Genomic DNA, 21,954 nt, shown 5'->3' on the forward strand with positions numbered 1-21,954 from the left:
TGGCGCGCTAGTTCAGCCGCAACTCTCCTTGCCGGCGGTCGCTGCTGCCGGGTAAGGCGGGGAGAGGGGCGGTTGGTGATCGCTGCATGAGGCAACATGCACGCCCGGCCAGCGCATAGACAACGTGTCGGCCGGCTCCCCGGTTACGATGATCGACCCGAAAGCCCTGGTAATGGCGGCGGATCAGCCCGGCATGGACCAGTTCGGAAACCGCTCGGCTGAGGTTGGTCTTGCCAGACTTGCGGATGCGTTCGTGGACTTCCGCGGCGATCGCAGCTTCCGCTGCTTCCGGTTCGCTCGGGACCTTGCCCAGGGCCAGTAGTTCCGCGCGGACCTTTTCCGGCAGCATCAGTCGCTTGGGATCACGTCCGCCCATGGGCGTCAACGCATCACAGAGCCAGTCGCGCAATAGCGTCGAGCGTCCCCCGCGCGTCACGAACGGCCCCGCGCTCCCGTCCGGTCGCGCGATCTCGGCGATCAGGCTGAGTACCATGAAAGCATAGCGTGGGCGCGTGCTGGCATGGGCGACGCGGTCCAGCAGCTCCGCCATATCGCTGGCCTGGCCGCGTTGCTGGGGAGGGGGCGGTTCAAGGAACATAGCGAGGCAAAATAGAGCACATAAACGGAATCGTGAGAATCCCCTTTCCGGGCGGCCTTTCGCTTTGTCAGCCATGACACTTTACCGCGGGGCAAAGTGTCACAGGGGAGATTCTGCCTGCGGAGCGAGACCGCCCCGATTCTGGTCAGCCAGTTATGACGGTGGTTCGGCCATGCCCCGAAGATGGTGGTGCATCCGCTACGGCCATCCAATCGAAGCGATTCGCTTACTGTGAATTTTCACGGAACTTTTGGTAAAACCAATCTAATTTATTTTGTTTTGGGGGAACAGACGTACCGAAGGTCAAGAAAACTCCCTGTTTCCGGGCTTCGGGAAAGTGTCGTTGCTGCCATTTCTTCTAATTTAATGGATTGGGGATGGACGATAAATCGCCACGGCGAAGGATAAAAGTGAGATTGATCGCCACCAAGATGTTGCCCGGTGCCGCTTCATTCGCCGCGCGCCCCCTCGTATGGTCCAATCGTCGATTGCAAGGCTACCGATGGGCGTAATTGGCCGGACAGGTGTGGGTACGAGAGCCGAAAAGTACACCATATTGGTCCGGTTGACGCAAAATCCGTGGTCGCAGCAGTGCCGATGGCGTGGTCTCAAGACCTCGTAGAGGCGGTGTTTCGACCAAAACGGTAAGACCAATGAATAGGGAAGAGATGTTATGAGGCTATTTTCGTCTGTACTGCTGTGCTCCGCCAGCCTGGCTGGTCTTTCGGCGCCTGCCATGGCGCAGGACACTGCACCCGCTGCAGAAGAAGACGCCGGACTGGGCAGTGTCATCATCGTCCAGGCACGCCGCCGCGACGAAGCGGTGCAGGACGTTCCCGCCGTCATCGACACTGTGACTGCGGACGACGTGGCCAAGCTCAACTTCCGTGACTTCAAGGAAGTCGCGTCCATCGTTCCCGGTTTGCAGCTGACCACCGAAACAAACGGCACCGGCGGCAACGCGCGCCTGCGCGGCGTCAACTTCGACATCACCGCCAGCGGCAGCAACCCGACGGTCGAGTTCTACTTCAACGACGCCCCGATCACCGCCGGCGCTATCCTTCAGCAGATGTACGACATCGGCCAGATCGAAGTGCAGCGCGGCCCCCAGGGCACGCTGCGCGGACGCGCTGCGCCTTCGGGCTCAATCACCATCGGCGCCAAGAAACCCAATCTCTATGAAATCGGTGGTTTCACCGACATGACGGCCAACGACATCGGCACGGTCAACTTCAAGGGCGGCCTCAACCTGCCCGTGATCGAAGGCGTGGCCGCAATCCGCGTCGCCGGTGTGTGGGATGAAAACGAAGGCGACCGCGTCCGCCCGATCACCGCAGGCCGCGATCCTTTCTCGCGCACAAAGAGCGGCCGCGTCTCGGCGCTGGTTCAGCCGACTGACTGGCTGAAGCTGGAAGGCCTCTATCAGTATATGGACCGCAGGGCGTTCACTTACGATCAGGTCGCCTCGTTCAGCGAAGCCAATCCTGACGCGGCTGCCAGCCCCGTCTACATCAGCACTGCCGACCGGCGTTCGATCCAGGAAACTGCACGCGAAGTCCACCAGGTCTATGAAATCTTCAACTGGCGCGCTGAGGCATCGGCCATGGGCCAGGTGCTGATCTATCAGGGCCAGCACAATACTCAGAAGATCCGCGCGCCCGAGAACCAGGACTTCGGCAACTTCTTCCCGGGTGATGTCGACCAGTTCACCTATTCGCACCCCGCCTGGACGTCGCACGAAATCCGGTTGCAGAACGATGCGCGCATCGCCGACATCTTCGATTACGTGGTCGGCTACTTCGATTACAAGACCAGCGTGCCGACCGAGTTGACCCGCCCGACGATCATCGGTTTCCCGACGAGCGCGAATACCGGCCGGATCGCGGCCTTGGTGCAGACTGCCGTAGACCGCGTCGCGGACAGCACTGAAAGGTCGTTCTTCGGCAACCTCACCGCCCACATCGGCGCCAGCACGGAAATCGCCGGCGGTGTTCGGCACATCTCCTACAAGTCGGAGAACGCGCTTTACGTCGACAATGTGCTGACCGACACGCAGGGGCAGGATGCGAAGAAGTGGATCTACTCGGCTTCGGTGAAGCACAATTTCACGCCGGACTTCATGATCTACGCAAGCACCGGCAGCTCTTGGCGCCCGGGCATCAACGTCGTGGGTGACTTCAGCCAGCGGCAGTCGGCACTGGAAAGCAGCTTCATCAACCTGCCGGCGGAAACCTCGAAGTCCTACGAAATAGGCTTCAAGAGCACGCTGATGGGCGGGCGCCTGCACGCGAATGCGACGGCCTACCACCAGAAGTTCAAGAACTACCCCTACCGTGTCGGTGGACGCGGAATCTACTTCGTGGACTACACCAATCCGACGAACCCGATCGTCTCGCAGTTCAACTTCGTCGGCGCGGTGCCGGTCGAAGTGAACGGCATCGAGGGTGACGTTTCCTTCGATGTCATGCAGGGCCTCAGCGTAAGCGCGGTCGCCAGCTATTCGATGGGTAAGATCAAGGGCGGGTTGATCCCGTGCAACGATCTGAACCGCGACGGAATCCCTGATGCAACGACCAATGCGCCCGGCTTGGGTGCGTTGCAGGTGGCAACCGAGGGCAACAACCTTGCTGCCTGCGCTGTCTCGCAGCGGTCGGGCTTTCAGTCGCCGTTCAGTGCCTCGCTTACCAGCGAGTACAACTTCGCGGTCAGCAATCACGTGAATGCCTATTTGCGCGGACTGCTGAACTTCGCGGGTACGTCGCGGGTCGATCCGAACAACGTCTACGATGATATCGGATCGTACGGGCTGGTGAACCTTTACGCCGGTATCCGCGATTCGAAGGGGGCGTGGGAGGTTTCGCTGTTCGCCAAGAACCTGTTCGACACCACCAAGACGCTGAGCCGCAGCGACCCGCTGTTCACCTCCTATCGCAACGCGGCGGCGGGCTTTGCGGCGACGACCTATACCAGCACCTACACTGCCGTTACCACCACCGCCCCGCGCGAGTTCGGCATCAACGTGCGTTACGCCTTCGGCTCGCGCTGAGTTTGCGCCGGTCATCGGGAGAGGGTGGTCCTTTCCCGATGACGCCATCGGCGATGGTGACGATTACCTCAATGCAGGGCAGCAGTATCGAGCATCCCCGGCCGGGGATGCTCGATACTCCCGAACAGGTTTAGCAATACGACTGCCCGGCATCGAAGGCGGACGTGGCCGTCTCGGATGGCCGCGGTGCCCTTCGTGGGCAGCGCGGCGGGGGCATTCCTACCAATCGGCCATCGCTGCGGGACCGGAAAGATCGCGCCATTCCTGGAAATGCGGGACCAGTTCATCCGGCAGTTCGTTCTCGAACGCCGCGTCCATCGGATAGTGCGGCATAGCCTGCGCCACCGCACCCAGCAGGGCCATCCCCTGCAACCGGTCCTTCGAACGCTTGAGCGGATTGCGCTTGTGCTGCGCCGCCATCCATAACTTGTGCAGCGCAAACCATCGCGGGTCCGGCGCTACGATGCGCGCGGGGGACCCATCACGGCAGCCGATCACATGATCCACGGTGCGGCCAAGCAGCAACCATTCCTGCTCCGGCAACGGGACTGGCCTCGGCTGGTCGCGTCCGCCCAGCGTCGCCGCGCGAGAGGGCGCCACAAGCAGTTCGACTTCGTATGCCTTGGCGTTGCGGGCCAGGAAATCGCGCTCGATGTTGACGGTGAAGGTGGGATCGACCGCTTTCAGCATTTCCCAGACGCGCTTTTCCTCATCCTGCGTCTGCGCAACCCAGGCGAGGTCGAAGTCCTCCGTCTCGTCGGGAAGGTCTATGCGGCAGTTGGCTTCTGCCATGTAGGCAGCGATGGCATTGGTCCCGACCACCAGCAGGTGCGAGCCGAGCAGGGCGCGCCGATCGCATTCGCGCAAAATCGGCCCAGCATCCGACGACAGTAGGGGCAGTCGCAGCGCGCGGTAGAGAGCCGCGCTTTCCGCGAGCGCCGGGCGCAGACCTTTGATCCGCTCCTTCAGCGCTTCCTTTTCGGCGCGATAGGCGAAAAACCGGGCCTCCAGTTCTGGCGTCATCGCGCCTAAGCTACGGCCGTTGCCCCCCCGGTCGAAGATACGGTAGAGGTATTCGCGCTCACCCACCGTCTTGCGCCGCAGATCGTAGGGCAGGGCGGCCAATGCCCGCTCTGCGTCGATCCAAACCTCGTAGCGCTGGCGCAGGTTCACCAGCAGGCGGGATTGTTCGTCACTGAAGGGGCGGATACGAGCCATGGGGATTTATCCCACAAATTCCACAATTCGTAAAGATGTGGGATAATTACCCTGGCGCGGTGCCTGCCAGCAGCGGCTGGAGCCGGCGCCGCAGCAGCGCGACCAGCAAACTGACCTTGGGCGACAGGTGCTTGAGGCGCGGATATACGGCCCATATCGGCTCGTCATCGGGGCATTCGGGGGCGAGTATTTCCTCCAATCGCCTGGCTGCGATGGGAGCGGCGGTGTAGAAGGCGGGCAACTGGCAGATGCCCATCCCGTCCAGCGCTGCTTCCAGCACCATCGTCCCGCTGTTGCAGCGCCAGCGCCCTTCGGGGCGAAACGTCTCGCCGCGCTGGAAATGCCATGTCGAAGAGGAGCCGACGAGGCAGTCGTGCTCCTTGAGGTCGGCGATGCGCTGGGGAATGCCGCGCGCGGCAAGGTATGCCGGTGCAGCCACTGTCACCATCGCGCGCGAGGCGACGCGGGTGGCGACGAGGCGTGAATCCTCCAGATGCCCGGTGCGGATGGCCACGTCGTAACCGTCGCGGATCAGGTCCACCACGTCGTTGTCGAGGTCGCAGGCGATCGACAGCTCCGGGTGCTCGCCCGCATATTCGCGCAGGATCGGGCCGATGAAACGCTCGCCCAGGGTGTAGGAACAGGTGATGCGCAAATTGCCGCGCGGGCTTCCCTGCGCGGCGACGGCGGCGATGGCGTCCTCGCGCTCGGAGATCAGACGGCTGCCGGTTTCGTAGAAGATGCGCCCGGCTTCGGTCAGGCCCAGCGATCGGGTGGTGCGATGGAACAACTGGCTGCCCAGCTTCGCCTCAAGCCGGCTGACGGCGCGGCTCATGTGGGTGACAGAGGCGCCGAAGCTGCGTGCGGCTGCAGTGAAGCTGCCGGCCCTCGCCACCGTCACGAATTCCTCGATGCCGTCCCAGGCGCCAATCATGCACTTTTTCCGCTCGGTTATAATGCTTTTCCCAAGAACCCCATTAACGACAATCCTGCAAGGCGCTAGAAGGCACTGCATAGACAGGAGACTGCACAGATGAAGACCCGCGCCGCCGTTGCCTTCGAAGCGAAAAAGCCGCTCGAGATCGTCGAAGTGGACCTCGAAGGTCCGCGCGAAGGCGAAGTCCTGGTCGAGATCATGGCGACCGGCATCTGCCACACCGATGCCTATACCCTCGACGGCCTCGACAGCGAGGGCATCTTCCCCTCCATCCTCGGCCACGAAGGCGCTGGCATCGTGCGCGAAGTGGGCGCGGGCGTTACCAGCGTGGCGCCGGACGATCACGTGATTCCGCTCTACACGCCGGAATGCCGCCAGTGTAAGTCGTGCCTCTCGGGCAAGACCAACCTGTGCACTGCGATCCGCGCCACGCAGGGTAAGGGCCTGATGCCTGACGGCACCAGCCGTTTCAGCTACAAGGGCCAGCAGATCTTCCACTACATGGGCTGCTCGACCTTCTCGAACTTCATCGTGCTGCCCGAAATCGCCGTCGCCAAGATCCGCACCGACGCGCCATTCCAGACTTCGTGCTACATCGGCTGCGGCGTGACTACGGGCGTGGGCGCCGTGGTGAACACCGCCAAGGTGCAGGTCGGCGACAATGTCGTGATCTTCGGGCTGGGCGGTATCGGCCTCAACGTGATCCAGGGTGCGAAGATGGCGGGCGCGGGCCTGATCATCGGCGTAGACATCAACCCTGACCGTGAAGAGTGGGGGCGCCGTTTCGGCATGGACGCCTTCGTCAACGGCAAGGGCAAGAGCCGCGAAGAAGTCATCGCCGAAGTTCTGGCGCTGACCGATGGCGGTGCGGATTACACTTTCGACTGCACCGGCAACACCGAGGTCATGCGCACCGCGCTCGAAGCCTGCCATCGCGGCTGGGGCACCTCGATCGTGATCGGCGTGGCCGAGGCGGGCAAGGAAATCGCCACGCGTCCGTTCCAGCTCGTCACCGGCCGTAACTGGCGCGGCAGCGCGTTCGGCGGCGCCAAGGGCCGCACCGATGTGCCCAAGATCGTTGACTGGTACATGAACGGCAAGATCCAGATCGACCCGATGATCACCCACGTCCTCAGCCTGGACGAGATCAACAAGGGCTTCGACCTGATGCATGCAGGCGAAAGCATCCGTTCGGTCGTCGTCTTCTGATGGAGACCGTTTCCACCAACCGCACCCACGGCGGTACGCAAGGCGTCTATCGCCACCAGAGCGCCGAGACGGGGACGGAGATGACCTTCTCCGTCTTCGTGCCGGATCATGCGCCGGGCGCGAAGCTGCCGGTGGTGTGGTATCTTTCGGGGCTCACCTGCACCCACGCCAATGTCACCGAAAAGGGCGAGTTTCGCGCTGCCTGCGCGCAGCACGGGGTGATCTTCATTGCGCCGGATACGTCCCCGCGCGGCGATGATGTGCCAGACGACGAAGCCTATGACTTCGGCAAAGGAGCGGGCTTCTACGTCGACGCCACGCAAGAGCCCTGGGCGGCGAATTTCCGCATGCGCGCCTATATCGAGAGGGAGCTGCCCGCGCTGGTCGATGCGCAATTCCCGGTCGACACGGGCCGGCAGGGGATCACCGGCCACTCGATGGGCGGGCACGGCGCGCTGACGATCGCACTGCGCAATCCCGGCATCTTCCGCTCGGTCAGCGCATTCTCGCCGATCGTTTCGCCGCTGAATTGTCCTTGGGGCGACAAGGCGCTGACGGGCTATATCGGCGCGGATCGCGCTGCCTGGCGCGAATACGACGCCTGCGCGCTGATCGAAGACGGCGCCCGCCTGCCGGACTTGTTGATCGATCAGGGGACGGCGGATAGCTTCCTCGAAGGCCAGCTCAGGACGCAGCTTCTGGCGGAGGCTTGCGAGAAAGCGGGCCAGCCCGCGACCATCCGTATGCAGGAGGGTTACGACCACTCCTATTACTTCATCTCCACCTTCATGTCGGATCACATCGCCTGGCATGCATCGCGCCTTAAAGCCTGATCCTTCGATGGGCCGCGGAGAAGCTGTCTGACACCTAATGTAGCGCCTGAAAGCGGGTTCGATACGCAATTTTGCGCAAGGGATCGCAACCGATCCGATTGGATCACCGTCTGTCTCGGTCCGGGAATAGGGGGCTGCGGACTGGGGTAAAAATACGGAAAACTGCGGGTTACATCGTCTGCTGACTGCCGTTTGCGGACGAAACCCTACCTTATTCCGCGTTTGCAATACCGCTTTCCGGGGTGCCGAATGCGATAGGGCCGGAGCGGCTGCAATTGAACGTGATCGCCGCCTGCGCATCCGTAATCTGAATGGTGGAGGCATTTCGCCGCCATCGACGGATTGAGGGTCAGGCGGGCAGCCACACATCATGCGGGCAACTTCGGACAACAAGGATCGAACGGCAGGAGCAAGCGGACGCCGTGGGTTTCGCTGCGCGCTGCTCGGCATGGGAGCCCTGCTGGCGTTGACGGGCGTGAACGCCTTCGCGCAGGGCAATCCTCCTGCTATCAGCCAGTCGCCCACGATCGACCGTGACCGCCTTGACCGCGCCGGTCCGGCCATCCCGCGCACGGGGCCTGAGGTGCAACTGCCATCGGCCCCGGCCCGCGTCGAAGTAGCGGCCCCGGTGCAAGTCGCGCTTACCCAGGTCCGCTACGAAGGCGCGACCCTGGCGAGCGAAACGCTGGACGAGGCAACGCGGCCTTTCGTCGGATCGCCGCTCGATCGCGACATGCTCCAGAAGCTGGCGAACGCGATCAGCGCCGCCTATGCCAAGAGCGATATTGCCTTCTATGCAGTGAGCATTCCGGCACAGTCGGCAGCGGGCGGCGTGTTGGTGGTGCGCGTGGTAGAAGGGCGCATTGTCGAATACAAGCTGGCCAGCGAGTCCAGCAGCACGCCCAAGCGCCTGATCGATGCGCAGGTCAAGCGGCTGATGCGTGACACGCCCACCCACAAATCGACGATCGAACGCACGCTTTCACTGCTGCGCGACATTCCCGGCCAGACGGTGCAGGCGAACCTTCGCACCACGACGACGCCGGGCGAACTCGCGCTCGATCTCGACGTGAAGCGTAAGCAGGTAGATGTGACGCTCAACCTCAACAACCGCGGTGTCGTCAACGTCACTTCGGGCGCGCAGGCGCAGCTTGCCGTCTCGCTCAACGGGCTGCTGCGCGAAGGCGATACTACGCGGCTGTCGGGCTACGTCCCGTTCCAGCCGAGCCGTTATCAGTTCTACTCCGCCAGTCACGCGACCCCGGTCGGTTCCGCCGGAACCACGGTTGGTCTGAGCGGTGCTTACGTGCGTACGCGGACCCGAGACCTCGGCATCAAGGGTGACGCCAGGCAGTTGGGCATCGTCGTGGCCCATCCACTGATCCGTTCCTACAAGCGCAACCTGACGCTGACCGCGTCGTTCGACGGGACCAACAGCACCAATTATTATCTCGATACTGCCTTCGGGGGGTTTCGCACCCGCGCGCTACGACTTGGCGCAAACTGGTCTTCGATTGGCGACACCAGCGGTTACGGCGTTTCGCTCAGCCTTAGCCAGGGCTTCAACGCCCTGGGTGCGCGCGAGATTGAGGGCTATTCGACACCTTCCTACCGCAAGGCCAACCTGCAGACCACGTTCGTCAAGCAACTCAGCCCGTCGATAGCTGCCAAGGCCACAGTGCGCGGGCAATATAGCAGCGACCGCTTGCCAACGACGGAGCGCGTCGTTCTTGGCGGTGAAGGTGCGGGCCTTGCTTTTCGTGATGGATTCCTGACGGCCGATAAAGCTGCGACGGGCGGTGCGGAGCTGTCCTGGCGAGTACTGGGCGGGACAACCGATCCACGCGGCTTGACCGTCTTCGCTTATGCGGATGGCGCTTTGGCGCATTCCTATGCGCGCCCGCTGTATGGATTGCCAAGTCGAGACTATTCGTTGGCATCAGCAGGTGGGGGAGTGCGAATCACTCCAATAAAGGGCTGGACTGGATCGGCACAAGTTGCAGTACCTGTCAAGAAGGCATTTGCAGGGATTAGCGAAAAAACCCGCTTTTTCTTCAGCGTGTCTCGCACGCTCTGATCGCCCGTTTTGCGTACACGCAAAACCCACTTGCGGCGGAAAACAGGAAATCACTATGCAGAACATCTGGGAAGTCTGGCCCGACGCACTGACTACGGCTGAGTGTGACGCGATCGTTGCGCGCGCCGAACATTACCCGCCCGCAGAGGCGACGATCGGTTTTTCGGACGCGCTGCGTAGTGACAAGGGCTATCGCACTTCGACGATTCGTTGGTTCGATACTTCGCGGGAGAAAGACATTGTCGGGCGCGTCATGGATTTCGTCCGCTGCTCCAACCGCACCAACTTCGGCGTCGATGTGGAGGCGCCATTCGAGTTGCAGTTCACTGAATACCGGGCAACGAACAAGGGCCATTACGATTGGCATCAGGACGTTTGGTTGGAATCACCGCGACCTTATGCCCGTAAGCTCTCTGTCGTGGTGCAGCTCTCCTCGCCGGATGAATACAAGGGCGGCGAGTTCGAGTTCTTCGGCATCCAGAACCCTGGACCTACTTTCGGCGGGCGTGGCAGTATGCTGATATTCCCGTCGTTCCTGCAGCACCGGGTGCTGCCTGTCACCGATGGCCTGCGCCGCAGCCTGGTGACCTGGATCGAAGGTCCCAACTGGCGCTGAGGCAACAGCTCTCGCGACAGGCATCTCCATGCACAACCAAGCAATCGTCAACTTCCCGGTGCTGCCCTGGCTTGCCGCTGCCGCAGCGCTGGGCCTTTTGCTGCTCTCCGGCGCGGTGATCCATTCGGATCTTGGGCGCCGGCGGATACCCAACAGCCTTTGCATCGCCATAGCCGTCCTTGGTCTGCTCTTCGCAGTGGGCGAAGCGGGCTGGTCGGGCTTGCCTGACTTCGCGTGGCGCATGGCGATCGCCGTGCTGGTGGGCTTGCCTCTGGCTTTGCTGTTCTTGTTCCGGCTGCTGGGGGGCGGTGATGTGAAGCTCCTTGCTGCCCTTTTGCTTTGGGTGCCTGCATCGGACATGCCCGCAATGTTCGCGGTCACCGTCCTGACCGGGGCGCTGGTTGCAATCGCCCTCAAGCTGTTGAACCGGGTGTTCTGTTTCATTCGCGCGGACACGGTTCCTTATGGCCTGGCGATCGTAGTGGGCGCGCTGTGTGTCCTGATCCCGCGCTTCGACGGCCTTGCGGCGGCGGCCTGCACCTTCGTCGCCTGACAGTGTGGAAGTACATTAATTCGAGTGTTGCAGCCATAATGGGCAGAACCATTGAAGGGGTTCGAAACGGGCGCCTGTGGCGGCTCGGTTTCGCGCAACTGGTCGGCAATGGACCTCAAAATACCCGAAAACCTGCGAAAAAAGCTCGCTCAGGTACGCAACGTCAGTGGTTGCGATGGCGGCTTTGATGGCGCCGATTCGATGCCGGTTCAACTGGTCAGCCAGCGATCGCGGCGTCACCCTCAGGGCAATTACGAGGTGAGCTAGAGCCTCGTTACGTCAGTGGAGGAAGAGAACTTGCGGCAGACCCTGTCCGTTTCGGCAGCCCGGCTTTCGGTCGGTATCATGGCGTCCCTGGCGGCGCTTTGCGGCCCTGCCGCGCTTGCCCAGACTTATGGACCAGATGCGACCACGCCCGGAGAAGCTGCCGTCGCCGGAGCGCTCGATACCGTAACCAGCCCGGCTACCAGCCCTTATGCAGCGATGCTCGGCGCTATCGATGCGCTGCCCGATACTGCCGCCCGTGCGGATGCGCTGGGGCAGTTGAGCCCGCGCAACTACCGCCTGATGCCGCGTCTTTCGATCCAGTCCATGGATGCGACCGACCGCGAGATCCGCGGCTACCTGCAGCAGCGCCGCGAAATGGCGCTTGATGCCTCCGCCGATGTGCCTGTGAGCGGCGATCGGACCATTTCCGTTATGGGCAGCTATGGCTTGCGGCAAGGAAAGTATAAGGCGCGGATAGACCGTCCAGCCGCGAATTCGGACAGTCGCTCGGTGCGTGTAGGCTTCGACGTTTCGCCCGTCCCGGGCCTGATCGTGGGTGCCTCGATCGGCATCGACGGTCTCGACACCGCGCTCGATCGTAGCCAGCGGCCGCGCAGCACGATGTTCAATGCTGGCGTCACCCCTTACGCCAGCTATACCAATGGCCGCTTTTATGTGGACGCGACCGCCGGATATACCCGTAGCTGGTACCAGCTACGCCGTCAGGTCTCCTACAATGGTTTCAACGATCAGCTGCAGGCCGGAGCGAATGGCGATAACGCCGCAGCTTCGGTCGAGGCTGGTGGCATCCTGCAGCTCGGCGTCCTTCGGGCGCAACCTTTCGCCGGGCTACAATACCGCTATGCCGACCTTGGCGGCATAGTGGAGAGCGGCGGCGCGGCATCGCTGGCCGTCGCCAAATTCAAGTCTGAGTCCGTTCGCAGCAGCCTGGGTATGCGTGTGTCCACCGCGCTGCACAATGGAAGCTGGACGCTTCGGCCGAGTGTCGAAGGGCAATGGCAGCGTGAACTGCGCTCGCGGCCGGAAAGCCGGATCGAGGCAGTGTTCGTCAATGGCGGAACGCCGATCTTCACCCTGCCGTCATGGCGCTATGATCGCGATACGGCGGTTGTCGGGGCCAGCCTGACCGCGGTGCATGGTGAACGCACGGCCGTTCGCTTCTCGTATTCAGGTGAGTTCGCCAACGACCGGCACGTGCATGGGTTCGCGGTCACCGCCAGCCGGCGGTTCTGATGGGGCGTTCATCACGCAGTCGTCTGCGCGAAACGGCGAGATCGGACCCATGATAGAGCCGATCCGAACATAGTCCGCGCGGCGCTTCGATTCAGCTTCCGCTATCTATTCGTGCAAGCAACATGAAACTAGGGGCGCGCGATGGGTGGTTTTGTACGGGATATTCTCACCACGCTTTCCTATGAGCCTGATCCGGTCGAGGCTTCACGCGTGGAAGGCGCTGAACTTTCACGGCTGGATCAACGGCTTGCAGGTTTTGTCCAGGGCAATGGGCGGCGCACGGCGATTTCGATCCGACCGGGAGACTGCAGCGTCTGGGACGGTAATCCGCGCGACGTTCCGGGCCTTTCGGCAGATAGTTGCCGTTCTCTGATTGAATCTATCGCGCAGGAGGACGGTAATCGCATTCCGGTTCTGGTGCGCAATAATCCGCCAGGATCGGAGCTTCCTTACGAGCTGCTCGTTGGCAGCCGCAGGCGCTTTTCCGTCAACTGGCTCAATCACAATGGCCGGCCGGAAATCCGCCTCAACGCGATGGTCGTGGACCTGAGTGATGAAGAGGCGTTCCGGCTTGCGGACATTGAGAACCGCGAACGCCAGGACATTACCGAGCTGGACCGTGCGCGCAGCTACCAAGGCGCTGTGGATCGTTTCTACGGTGGCGTGCAGTCGCGCATGGCTGAGGCACTTAATCTGTCCAACAGCCAGCTCAGCCGCTTGCTGTCGCTGGCGCAGATGCCGGACGAGGTCGTCGATGCTTTCGCCACGCGCGAGGAACTGCGAGTGCGTCATTCAGAAGTGCTGACCCCGCTGCTGCGCCGGCCCGAACAGCGTGAGCGCCTGCTCGTCGCTGCGCGTAGTGTCGGGCAGGAGCAGCAGCGCCTGGCTGCTGCGGGGGATCGGATGATCCCGGCAGCCACCGTTCTCACCCGTCTCAAGCAGGCGGCGATGGAAGGCGGCTCGGCGCGCACGCAGGATATGCAGGTGGTGGTGGGAGAGGACCGGGTAGGCCGAATCAAGCCGGGCCGCGATGGGCTGGCCGTTGAGTTGGCGATCGCAGAGGATGCCGACCTTGACCGCATCCTCGCAGCCCTGCGGGCGGCGATCCTCGATAGCCGTGCGCGACTCGCCGCGGACGAAGACGCGGCTGTCGACTGACCGCTAGCCGTTCAGCCGCTCCGAAGGACGCGGTCCGGCGATAAATCACTTTCAATCCGGCTCTATTACCCGGCCCGTGCGCAAGTCTCCACTTGCTCGCGGGCCGGTTCGGTTTTCGGGTTTCTCCCGCCTTGCAGGGGGGGCTTGCGTGCCGTCTTGCGCTTCAGGAGGCTCATTTTCCGGCTAAAGCCGGTGCTTTTCGGAATCTCTGATCGAGACATTCCGTTCCTGAGCTTTGCGTTGCCGTAGCGGCTTTTTCTGAACGCGATCTTGCCTCCGGACTGTGCCTAACCGTCATCGCACAGGGCATTTCATGGAGGACAACACAATGCCGCGTAATAAACCGCGCCAGACGACAAGGCATATCCTGCTTTGCGCGACGGCTATTCCGCTTCTTCTTCTGGGCGCTTGCGCCGACGGCGTCGGCTTCCGCGTCGGTGCCGGCGGCGGCGGCACGCCGTCGGGTCCGTCCGGTCCCACAGGCCCAACCGATCCGTCCGGCCCCAGCGGCCCGACTGGGCCCAGCGGTCCATCCGGTCCTACTGGACCGACCGACCCGTCAGGTCCGAGCGGTCCTTCGGGTCCGAGCGGGCCTTCGGGTCCCAGCGGCCCGACAGGTCCGACAGGTCCGACTGATCCTTCCGGGCCCACGGGTCCTGCCGGCCCGACAGGTCCAACTGGCCCCACTGGCCCAGGAGGTCCATCGGGCCCCAGCGGTCCGACTGGCCCCGCTGGCCCGACCGGTCCTGGAGGTCCCTCAGGCCCCAGCGGCCCGACTGGTCCCGATGGCCCGACCGGTCCTGGAGGTCCCTCGGGTCCCAGCGGTCCGACTGGTCCCGATGGCCCGACCGGTCCTGGAGGTCCCTCGGGCCCCAGCGGTCCGACTGGTCCTGATGGTCCAACCGGTCCTGGAGGTCCCTCGGGCCCGAGCGGCCCGACCGGCCCCACTGGCCCAACAGGTCCTGGGGGCCCGACGGGTCCAACCGGCCCAACCGGACCCACTGGTCCGTCGAGCATCACCGGCACAGTCGCTGGCGTGACTATCGGCGGCAATCCGATCCTCGGTCCGAGTGGCCCCGGAACGCTGATTGACGTCAACGTCACTCCGGGCACCTCCACGAGCAACGGCGGCGGTATCGCGGTCGATGTCCTGACTGGTGACGGCAGCCTGGTGAATGTAGCCCTGCCGACGACGACGGCGCAGACGCAGGAAGCGCTTGCTCCGGTCGGCTCGCTTGCCGGTGCGTTGCTGGGCAGCCAGGTCGGCGGGGCCGTCACGCAGATCACCGACGGCCTTTCGCCCACGGTGGCGGTTGTGACCTCGACCGTCAGCCAGGTGACGACGCCGCTGCTTGCAACGGTCGATACCGTGCTCGCCCCGGTAATCGGACAGAACGGCCTGCTGGCACCGGTAACGGGGCAGCTCGGCGGTCTGATCGGTGGCATCACCGGCAACCTGCCTGTCGGCGGCGGCGGAACGGTGCCAACGTATACCGGCCCGCTCGTTGGACTGGACCTTGGCAACAATGTCCTGACCGGCCCCAGCACCAGCGGTACGCTTGCCGGTGTCAACGTGCTCTCGGATAATCCGGGGCTGGTTTCGGGGCAGCTGGTGACGGCTGACGTGCTTGCCAACGGCAATGTGCTCGACGTGACGCTACCGACGACGGCGGCGGGCGTTGCGCAGGGTCTGGCCCCGGTGGGCAACCTTGCCGGATCGCTTCTTGGTCAGCAGGTCGGTGCCGGGGTTACGCAAGTGACGAATGGTCTGGCTCCGGTTCTCGCTCCGGTGACCGGTGTGGTCGAGGGTGTGGCATCGCCCCTGCTCGACGTGGTCAACGGGACCCTCGGCCAAGTGGCCGGCGGCGTTGGATCGGGAGGAAGCGCTGGGTCCGTGCTCGCTCCGGTAACGGGTGTGGTGAGCGGCCTGCTCGGCGGAGCCGGCGGCGGCGCGGGCGCAGGAACGATCCTCGCTCCGGTAACGGGTGTGGTGAGCGGCCTTCTCGGCGGAGCCGGCGGCGGCGCGGGCGCAGGAACGGTTCTCGCCCCGGTAACGGGTGTGGTGAGCGGTCTGCTCGGCGGAGCCGGTGGCGGCGCGGGTGCGGGAACGGTGCTCGCTCCGGTAACTGGTGTGGTGAGCGGCCTGCTCGGCGGAGCCGGTGGCGGCGCGGGTGCAGGAACGGTCCTCGCGCCGGTCACCGGCGCGGTCGGAGGCCTGCTGACGGGTGCTGGCGGAAGTAACGCGGCAGGGACCGTCCTGGCTCCGGTGACGGGTATCGTCGGCGGGCTGCTGGGCGGAACAACTGGTGGTTCGTCCGGCACTGGTTCGCTGCTCTCGCCCCTGACCGGCCTGTTGGGGGGCAGAGCGGGCAACTGATCGAGGTCGGCGTGTCCGCCGCCCTGTTGCCCTCCCCCAGGTCGGACACGCTGTAGCCCGACCTCGGAAGACGAGGCGGGAGGAGGGGGTGGCCCTGCCGTGGGCCACTCCCTCTACGCCTCTCGAAATGCGGGGATGGCATTTCCCGAGGGAATGAAAAAGGAGAATACCATGTCGACTGAAGCCTCACGCCAAGCCCGCGACCTTCTGCGCATGTCGCTCGATCTGCTCGACGACGAAGAATCGCTGACCGCAGTAGCCATGATCTCCGGCGCGCTCGACCTGCTGGAGCGCCGCGCCGAACCTGCGGCCCTGCGGCCGGCCATGGGTTGGCAGCATCTGGCGCAGCGTCTGCCAGCAGGCGGCGGCTGCCGCAGCTGTGCCTGATCTGCAACGTTTTTTGCAATACGCAAAAGCTTTGTGGAAATAACGGTAGATCGTTATGGATTTGGAAACAAAAAAGAACCTAAGTGATGTTAACTAGCACCGCACAGAATGAAGGCGGTGCGGTGGGAGATATTAGAGAAGGCGGGCGCATGCAGAGCAAACAGGCTCTCATATTGCTGATCGACGATGTCAGGGAAATCGTCGAAGAGCTGCTGACGTTCATGGACATGCACGGCATTCCCGCAGTCGGAGTGTCCGATCTCGACGAGGCGATGGTTGCGCTCGAGGCGAACCCCGCTATTCGCGTGCTTGCGTGCGATGTTCGGTTGGGCCGGGAATCCGGGCTTACAATCGTATCGCGCATTCGCGATCATGCCGTGCTTTGCCAGCGCCCTTTCAACTATCTTTTCATCACCGGTGACCCGTTACTTCAGGATTCGACGCAGCAAATGCCCGATCACATGGTTCTGACCAAACCCGTCCAGCCGCAGGTCCTGATCGGCGTCTTGCGCGATATGCTGGGCGAGCTTGAAAATTCGCCGCAGCAGGGAGTCGGTTGCTGATGAAACCGAACGAGATCACCCAGCGCGACATCGAGAACTGGACGCGGTGCACACCCATGAAACAGAAGTGCCGTCCGGTGGAGGACGCTGCGGCACAGGCTGTATGTGGCGGCATAGACATCAGCGACGCGCGCCAGATGTTCGAAACGATCGCTGCAAAGTCCCGCCTTGCCGACCTTGGGGAACAGTCTTCCGCATTGGCGCATGAACTGCGCCAGCCATTGTTCTCGATCTCGGTCGCGAACGAGAACCTGCGCATGATGCTGGGCCGCTGCGACATCACGAAATCGCAGTTGGACAAGGCGATCGCGCGCATAGCGCAGCAGGTTGAACGGGCACAGACCATAATCGACCGCACCTTGGCCTATGCCTCAGGCAACAGCCGGGGCGCGGTGAGTGCCGACATCGGCCTCGCCGTCAGCAACGCCGTGGAATTCCTGCGGCCCCTGTTCGAAACTGCCGACATCGAGATCGACGACCGCGGTGCGCATGCTCACGCAATCGTGGGCCTTTGCCAGGTCGAGGCCGAGCAGGTCTTTGTAAACATCCTGCGCAACGCCGCCGAGAGCATCGAAGGACGGCGAGAGGAAGGCTGGCAGGGCAGCGGGCACATTGCGATCCGCATCGCACTGCAAGGTGGGGCGGTGCGCTGCGTCGTTTCCGATAACGGGGCGGGCCTTTCGGGCGATACGGCGCAGGCGGTGTTTCAACCGTTCTTCACTACCAAGCCGCGCGTCGGCACCGGCCTCGGTCTGCACATCTGCCGGCAGGTGTTGGAGAAGGCCGGCGGCTCCGTCAGTCTGATGCCTGGCGAAATCGAAGGCGCCCGCGTCGAGATCGAACTGCCGCTGGGCGGCTGAACATATCTCTGGGCCGACGAGGACGAGGCGGCAGGTTACCGCCAGTACCCCGCTTCAGCTTCAGATATCGTCGCGTCCCAACCGGATGATGAATTGCACCGGCTGACGATTGCGCACCAGACAGCGGAAATCGCTCGCTGCGTCGCGCGCGACCTGCTCCACCAGCCAAAGCGTGGCTTCATCGATCCGATGGCTGGGTAAGGGCTTGCCGTCGCTGTCCGTGCCTTCCACTGTCACCACGACATGAGCCGGGGACATCGACGCGTGTAGCAGTACGTCGCCGCGAAGCTTCTTGCCATTGCAATCCACGAAGCTCGCGAAGGCGCTGAGCAGCGCCGCTACCGCCATCATCTCCAGCGCGCCATGCTGCGCGGGCACCAGGTGGTCCAGCGCGTTGCCGCGCAGGTGGATCGACACACCATGATGGCGCATGCTGGACTTCGTGGCGGCAACGGCTCGTTCCAGTGCGCTGCGCACCGTAAGCTCGCCGTCGCCGTCATGCCCGTCGCGGCCGAACCAGCGGAACAGGCTGAGGATGGCGGCCGCCCCTTCGGTATGCGCGGCGATCCGCTTGACCCGCTCCTGCAACTGCTGGCGATTCTCGTCGTCGATATCGAGGCGGCCGATGATGTAATCCATGTTGGCATTGGCCATCGAGATGACGTTCAGCGGCTGGGCAAGGTCGTGCAGCATGCCGCTGGTGATGCGGCCCAGCAACAGGTCGCGGGTTACTTCCACGAGGCCGCCGTCGCCCCACGCCAGCAGGCGCGCGTCCACCACGGCAAGATGGCGGGCGATCCCTGCGCCTACCAAGGCCGCGCATAGCGAGGCGAAGACCACCGCGATGTCAGCGGCGATGCCGGACAGGATGAAATGCAGGGACAGTCCAATGCAGCCGAACGCCATGGCGAGCAGCCAGGCCCAGCGTGAAGCCTGCAGGAACGCGGGGGCCAGCCGGCGGGGAAAGACTGCCGCCGTGGCTGCCAGCAGGACGTCAGCCCAATAGGAGGCCGAATGCATCGCGCCGGGTACGAAGAACAGGCCGGCGGTAAGCATTGCTGTCACCCCCAGAGCCAGCGCGGTCCGGTGCAGTACGAAAAGGCCGCCCGCAGCAGCCGCGCTCAATACGCCGGCACCAGGGCCTTGGGCTGCGGTAAGGCCAAGGATCAGCGCACAGAGCGCAATCGCGGCTGGGTACATCCGCGTGCCGTCCTCCCAGACGCGAACCGGCCGGGTGCGTTGCGAGTAAGGAATTATGAGCTTGCACTCCTGCGTGCAGCAATCGGTGTGGGGTAGTCAGGCCTATATTGGTCCGCTGATTTGATCATTCCCGCGCTTCCTCTTTCTCGGCACACCAATTGCGCCAGTCGTGCGACAAGCCACGAACGGTCGATTGGCTCCCGATGACGATGCGCAAAACTGGGTCGAGTCGAGGAAAAGACGCTGCGAATCCACGGAAAACGAGGTCCGATCCCACGAGCCCTGTTTTCAGACGACGGCATTGCACAGGCCGTACTTCTTATTGCCTTGGTACTTGAGGCAAGTCACGAAAAGAACCGAAACGAAGGTGACTGGCAAGCCGCTCAAGTGCCTGTGGGCCTGAGTTCGCGCGGGGGTTGCATGGGGGGCATGCAACCGGCGGGTGTGGCCGAATACTGCGTATAAACCCGTTGTCCCACGGATGCCTTCGCATCGGCTTCTTCTCAATGACCACGAGAATCCGAGGCGCGCTATCATTCATACATCAAGACGAACCTGTCCCGGCAAGGAACGGTTCGGCGAAATTTCGGGGCGCAGGGGCAGCGTTTCCGGTTTGCGTAAGCGCAATGGCAAAGGGGAATTGCATGCGCCTGGGTTCGAGAGCGAAACTCACGATGGGAGTCGGACTTGTGGCAGCCGCCACGTTCGGTTTCCTCGGTGTTCGCGAACTTGGCAGATCATCGGCTACGAAGGCCAGCCCGGTGAGCGTGCTCGCCGGCAAGCCCGTTGAAGCTACCGGTATCGTTCTGGCGACGACTACCCGCGCCGTGAAGATCGGCGAGACGATCACGGCCGACATGATCCGCAACACTGCTTTCGATCCGGTGAAGTTCCCGGCGGCGGCGACGCCCGCCGAGGTTATCGGCCGGGTCGCGACGCGCGACATCGCAGCCAACACCCTGATCCCGCGCGAGGCGCTGCAGCAGGAAAGCAAGCTGGCGATCCGCGTGCCGGTGGGAATGCGGGCGATCAGCATCGACACGACGGCGGAAATCGCCGTCGCCGGCATGGTCCGCCCTGGCGACAAGGTGGACGTGCAGGTGGTCTATCCCGGCGAGGATGCGATCAGCGGCGCGCGGGGCAATGGCCGCAGCCGTGCCAGGACCCTGCTTCAGCTGGTGTCGGTCCTGGCGGTGGGCGACCTGGTGCTGGGCACTCCGGTGAAGGAAGGGGTGGTCGACACGGTTTCCGCGACGACGCCCGCGCCGGCACGTACGGTCACGCTGGCGCTGTCTCCCCAGCAGGTTTCCGAGCTGTCGCTCGCGAAGAGCACCGGCGCACTCTACCTTTCTCTGCGCAATCCCGAGGATGCGCAGGAGGTAGACTCCGCACAGATCGCAAGTTCGCCTGAACCCACGCCGCGCGCCGCGGTTGCCGCGCCTGCGCCCGCCATGATGGCAGCGCAACGTCTGGCAGCGCCTCCCGCCGCGCCGGCCCCGCGCCGTGCTCGTGGCCCGCATGCGATCGAACTGGTCGTGGGCGGCAATCGCGAAGTCATCTATTCCGGGAGTGGTTCGCAATGAAGGTCTTGATGGCAAAAGGCCCTATCGTTGCGGGGCTCCTCGCGCTGACAGTGCCTGCCGTGCTGGCGCCAAGCGTCGCGGCCGCGCAGGAACAGCGCGCGCTGCAAGTTGATGAAGCCCGCACGCTGTCCTTCTCTCGCTCGATCGGGCGCGTCGAGGTTAGCCGTGAGAATGTGATCTCGGTTTCCGCGCCGTCAACCCGTTCGCTTCGTATCACCGGCCTCGGCGCCGGGCAGGCGACGCTCAGCGTCTATGCGCCGGATGGGTCGTTGATCGAGGAAGGCCAGATCCAGGTCGACCCGGCGCCTCCCTCCTTCTCCAATGGCTCGGGCCCACTGCGGGCGGGCGAGAAGGTGGTCGCGGTGGACCTCCAGTTCGCTGCGGTGTCGTCCTCCACGCTCAAGGCGCTTGGTTTCAGCTTTTCCAAGCTGTCCGGCGATTTGCAGGGCGCGGTGGTTTCGCCCAGCAGCCTGAAATCGTACAGCTTCGGCGGCGGCGGATCGGGCCTGTCCGTAGACGCCTCGGCGCCGATCCAGAGCGCCTTCAACCTGTTCCTCTCGGCCCCGAACCGGGGCATCGGCGCCGTTCTGAGCGCGCTGTCGACCAACGGGCTATCGCAGCTTCTTGCCCAGCCCACGCTGCTGGTACGGTCTGGAGCGCAGGCTGAGTTTCTGGCTGGCGGCGAGGTTCCGGTTCCGATTCCGCAGTCCAATGGCGGCACGGGCAATTCGATTTCGATCGAGTACAAGAAGTTCGGCGTAAGCCTGAAGGTCAGGCCCTTCGTTCTCTCCGAGAACAATATCGTCCTTGAGATCGAGCCCGAGGTCAGCGAGCTGGATTACAACAATGGTGTACAGCTTCAGGGTTACGTGGTGCCGGGCTTCCGCAATCGCTCGGCCAAGACGACGGTCGAACTGGGTAGCGGGCAGAGCTTCGTGATCGCCGGGCTCAACTACGCCAATTCCTCGGTCACCAAGGACAAGGTGCCGTTCCTGGGCGACATTCCGGTGCTGGGGGCCTTCTTCAAGCGCCAGCAGAACCAGAAGGAACGGCAGGAGCTGATCATAGTCGCCACGCCGCGTCTGGTGGAGCCGGAAGCCGTGCGCCCGATACTGGCGGATACCATGAAGACGCTCGATCCGGGCGTTGGGCAGATGATCGTGGGCAACGACGGCGTGGAACAGGCCGTGAAGTCCTTTGGCGTGGTGAGGCGCTGAC

19 protein-coding genes are annotated in these 21,954 nt (G+C 63.4%); 15 read left to right on the forward strand and 4 right to left on the reverse strand.

What is annotated here, in order from left to right:
* Window positions 1–7: 7 nt before the first annotated feature.
* Window positions 8–550: a hypothetical protein gene (locus GVL61_RS10125; protein ID WP_159979561.1), complete on the reverse strand. Its 543-nt coding sequence runs from the start codon at window positions 548–550 to the stop codon at window positions 8–10.
* 721 nt (window positions 551–1,271) lie between these two features.
* Between GVL61_RS10125 and GVL61_RS10130 the strand changes: the two genes are divergently transcribed.
* Complete coding sequence (locus GVL61_RS10130) at window positions 1,272–3,644, forward strand: TonB-dependent receptor (protein ID WP_159979563.1); 2,373 nt, start codon at window positions 1,272–1,274, stop codon at window positions 3,642–3,644.
* Between the two features lie 219 nt (window positions 3,645–3,863).
* Here the strand turns inward: GVL61_RS10130 and GVL61_RS10135 are convergent, their stop codons facing one another.
* Together GVL61_RS10135 and GVL61_RS10140 are read right to left on the reverse strand one after the other, a co-directional pair.
* Window positions 3,864–4,862, reverse strand: coding sequence for a GSU2403 family nucleotidyltransferase fold protein (locus tag GVL61_RS10135; protein WP_159979565.1), 999 nt, complete (start codon window positions 4,860–4,862; stop codon window positions 3,864–3,866).
* 46 nt (window positions 4,863–4,908) lie between these two features.
* A complete protein-coding gene (locus tag GVL61_RS10140) occupies window positions 4,909–5,796 on the reverse strand; it encodes a LysR family transcriptional regulator (protein ID WP_200844735.1) in 888 nt (295 codons plus the stop codon).
* Between the two features lie 99 nt (window positions 5,797–5,895).
* Between GVL61_RS10140 and GVL61_RS10145 the strand changes: the two genes are divergently transcribed.
* From GVL61_RS10145 to GVL61_RS10200, 12 genes are all read left to right on the forward strand, one after another.
* Window positions 5,896–7,008: an S-(hydroxymethyl)glutathione dehydrogenase/class III alcohol dehydrogenase gene (locus GVL61_RS10145; RefSeq protein ID WP_159979567.1), complete on the forward strand. Its 1,113-nt coding sequence runs from the start codon at window positions 5,896–5,898 to the stop codon at window positions 7,006–7,008.
* Complete coding sequence (fghA, locus tag GVL61_RS10150; RefSeq protein WP_159979569.1) at window positions 7,008–7,841, forward strand: S-formylglutathione hydrolase; 834 nt, start codon at window positions 7,008–7,010, stop codon at window positions 7,839–7,841. The genes GVL61_RS10145 and fghA overlap by 1 nt, the downstream gene beginning before the upstream one ends.
* Window positions 7,842–8,211: 370 nt before the next feature.
* On the forward strand, window positions 8,212–9,918 hold the full coding sequence (locus GVL61_RS10155) for a ShlB/FhaC/HecB family hemolysin secretion/activation protein (RefSeq protein ID WP_159979571.1): 1,707 nt from the start codon (window positions 8,212–8,214) through the stop codon (window positions 9,916–9,918).
* Window positions 9,919–9,973: 55 nt separating this feature from the next.
* Window positions 9,974–10,534 (forward strand): 2OG-Fe(II) oxygenase, encoded by a 561-nt coding sequence (locus GVL61_RS10160; RefSeq protein WP_159979573.1) that lies wholly within the window; start codon window positions 9,974–9,976, stop codon window positions 10,532–10,534.
* A gap of 28 nt (window positions 10,535–10,562) precedes the next feature.
* Window positions 10,563–11,087, forward strand: a complete 525-nt coding sequence (locus tag GVL61_RS10165) for a prepilin peptidase (RefSeq protein WP_159979575.1) — start codon at window positions 10,563–10,565, stop codon at window positions 11,085–11,087.
* A 51-nt stretch (window positions 11,088–11,138) separates the two neighbouring features.
* Window positions 11,139–11,354, forward strand: coding sequence for a hypothetical protein (locus GVL61_RS10170; protein ID WP_159979577.1), 216 nt, complete (start codon window positions 11,139–11,141; stop codon window positions 11,352–11,354).
* A 30-nt stretch (window positions 11,355–11,384) separates the two neighbouring features.
* Complete coding sequence (locus tag GVL61_RS10175) at window positions 11,385–12,608, forward strand: autotransporter domain-containing protein (protein ID WP_235037613.1); 1,224 nt, start codon at window positions 11,385–11,387, stop codon at window positions 12,606–12,608.
* A gap of 141 nt (window positions 12,609–12,749) precedes the next feature.
* Window positions 12,750–13,766 carry a ParB/RepB/Spo0J family partition protein gene (locus tag GVL61_RS10180; RefSeq protein WP_159979579.1) on the forward strand — a complete coding sequence of 339 codons (1,017 nt, stop codon included), beginning with the start codon at window positions 12,750–12,752 and terminating at the stop codon, window positions 13,764–13,766.
* 1,036 nt (window positions 13,767–14,802) lie between these two features.
* On the forward strand, window positions 14,803–16,143 hold the full coding sequence (locus GVL61_RS24770) for a hypothetical protein (RefSeq protein ID WP_200844737.1): 1,341 nt from the start codon (window positions 14,803–14,805) through the stop codon (window positions 16,141–16,143).
* Between the two features lie 171 nt (window positions 16,144–16,314).
* Window positions 16,315–16,530 carry a hypothetical protein gene (locus GVL61_RS10190; RefSeq protein ID WP_159979581.1) on the forward strand — a complete coding sequence of 72 codons (216 nt, stop codon included), beginning with the start codon at window positions 16,315–16,317 and terminating at the stop codon, window positions 16,528–16,530.
* A 149-nt stretch (window positions 16,531–16,679) separates the two neighbouring features.
* Window positions 16,680–17,093, forward strand: coding sequence for a response regulator (locus tag GVL61_RS10195; RefSeq protein ID WP_159979583.1), 414 nt, complete (start codon window positions 16,680–16,682; stop codon window positions 17,091–17,093).
* Window positions 17,093–17,953, forward strand: coding sequence for a sensor histidine kinase (locus GVL61_RS10200; protein WP_159979585.1), 861 nt, complete (start codon window positions 17,093–17,095; stop codon window positions 17,951–17,953). The genes GVL61_RS10195 and GVL61_RS10200 overlap by 1 nt, the downstream gene beginning before the upstream one ends.
* A gap of 60 nt (window positions 17,954–18,013) precedes the next feature.
* On the opposite strand, the gene GVL61_RS10205 is transcribed toward GVL61_RS10200, so the two are convergent.
* Window positions 18,014–19,153, reverse strand: coding sequence for a hypothetical protein (locus tag GVL61_RS10205; RefSeq protein ID WP_235037614.1), 1,140 nt, complete (start codon window positions 19,151–19,153; stop codon window positions 18,014–18,016).
* Between the two features lie 674 nt (window positions 19,154–19,827).
* Between GVL61_RS10205 and cpaB the strand changes: the two genes are divergently transcribed.
* Both cpaB and GVL61_RS10215 read left to right on the forward strand, forming a co-directional pair.
* On the forward strand, window positions 19,828–20,736 hold the full coding sequence (gene cpaB / locus GVL61_RS10210) for a Flp pilus assembly protein CpaB (protein ID WP_368667120.1): 909 nt from the start codon (window positions 19,828–19,830) through the stop codon (window positions 20,734–20,736).
* An 8-nt stretch (window positions 20,737–20,744) separates the two neighbouring features.
* Window positions 20,745–21,953 (forward strand): type II and III secretion system protein family protein, encoded by a 1,209-nt coding sequence (locus tag GVL61_RS10215; protein WP_235037615.1) that lies wholly within the window; start codon window positions 20,745–20,747, stop codon window positions 21,951–21,953.
* The last annotated feature ends 1 nt before the right edge of the window (window position 21,954 follow it).

This window comes from Novosphingobium sp. 18050 (assembly GCF_902706195.1).
In the GTDB taxonomy this organism is placed as follows: domain Bacteria; phylum Pseudomonadota; class Alphaproteobacteria; order Sphingomonadales; family Sphingomonadaceae; genus Novosphingobium.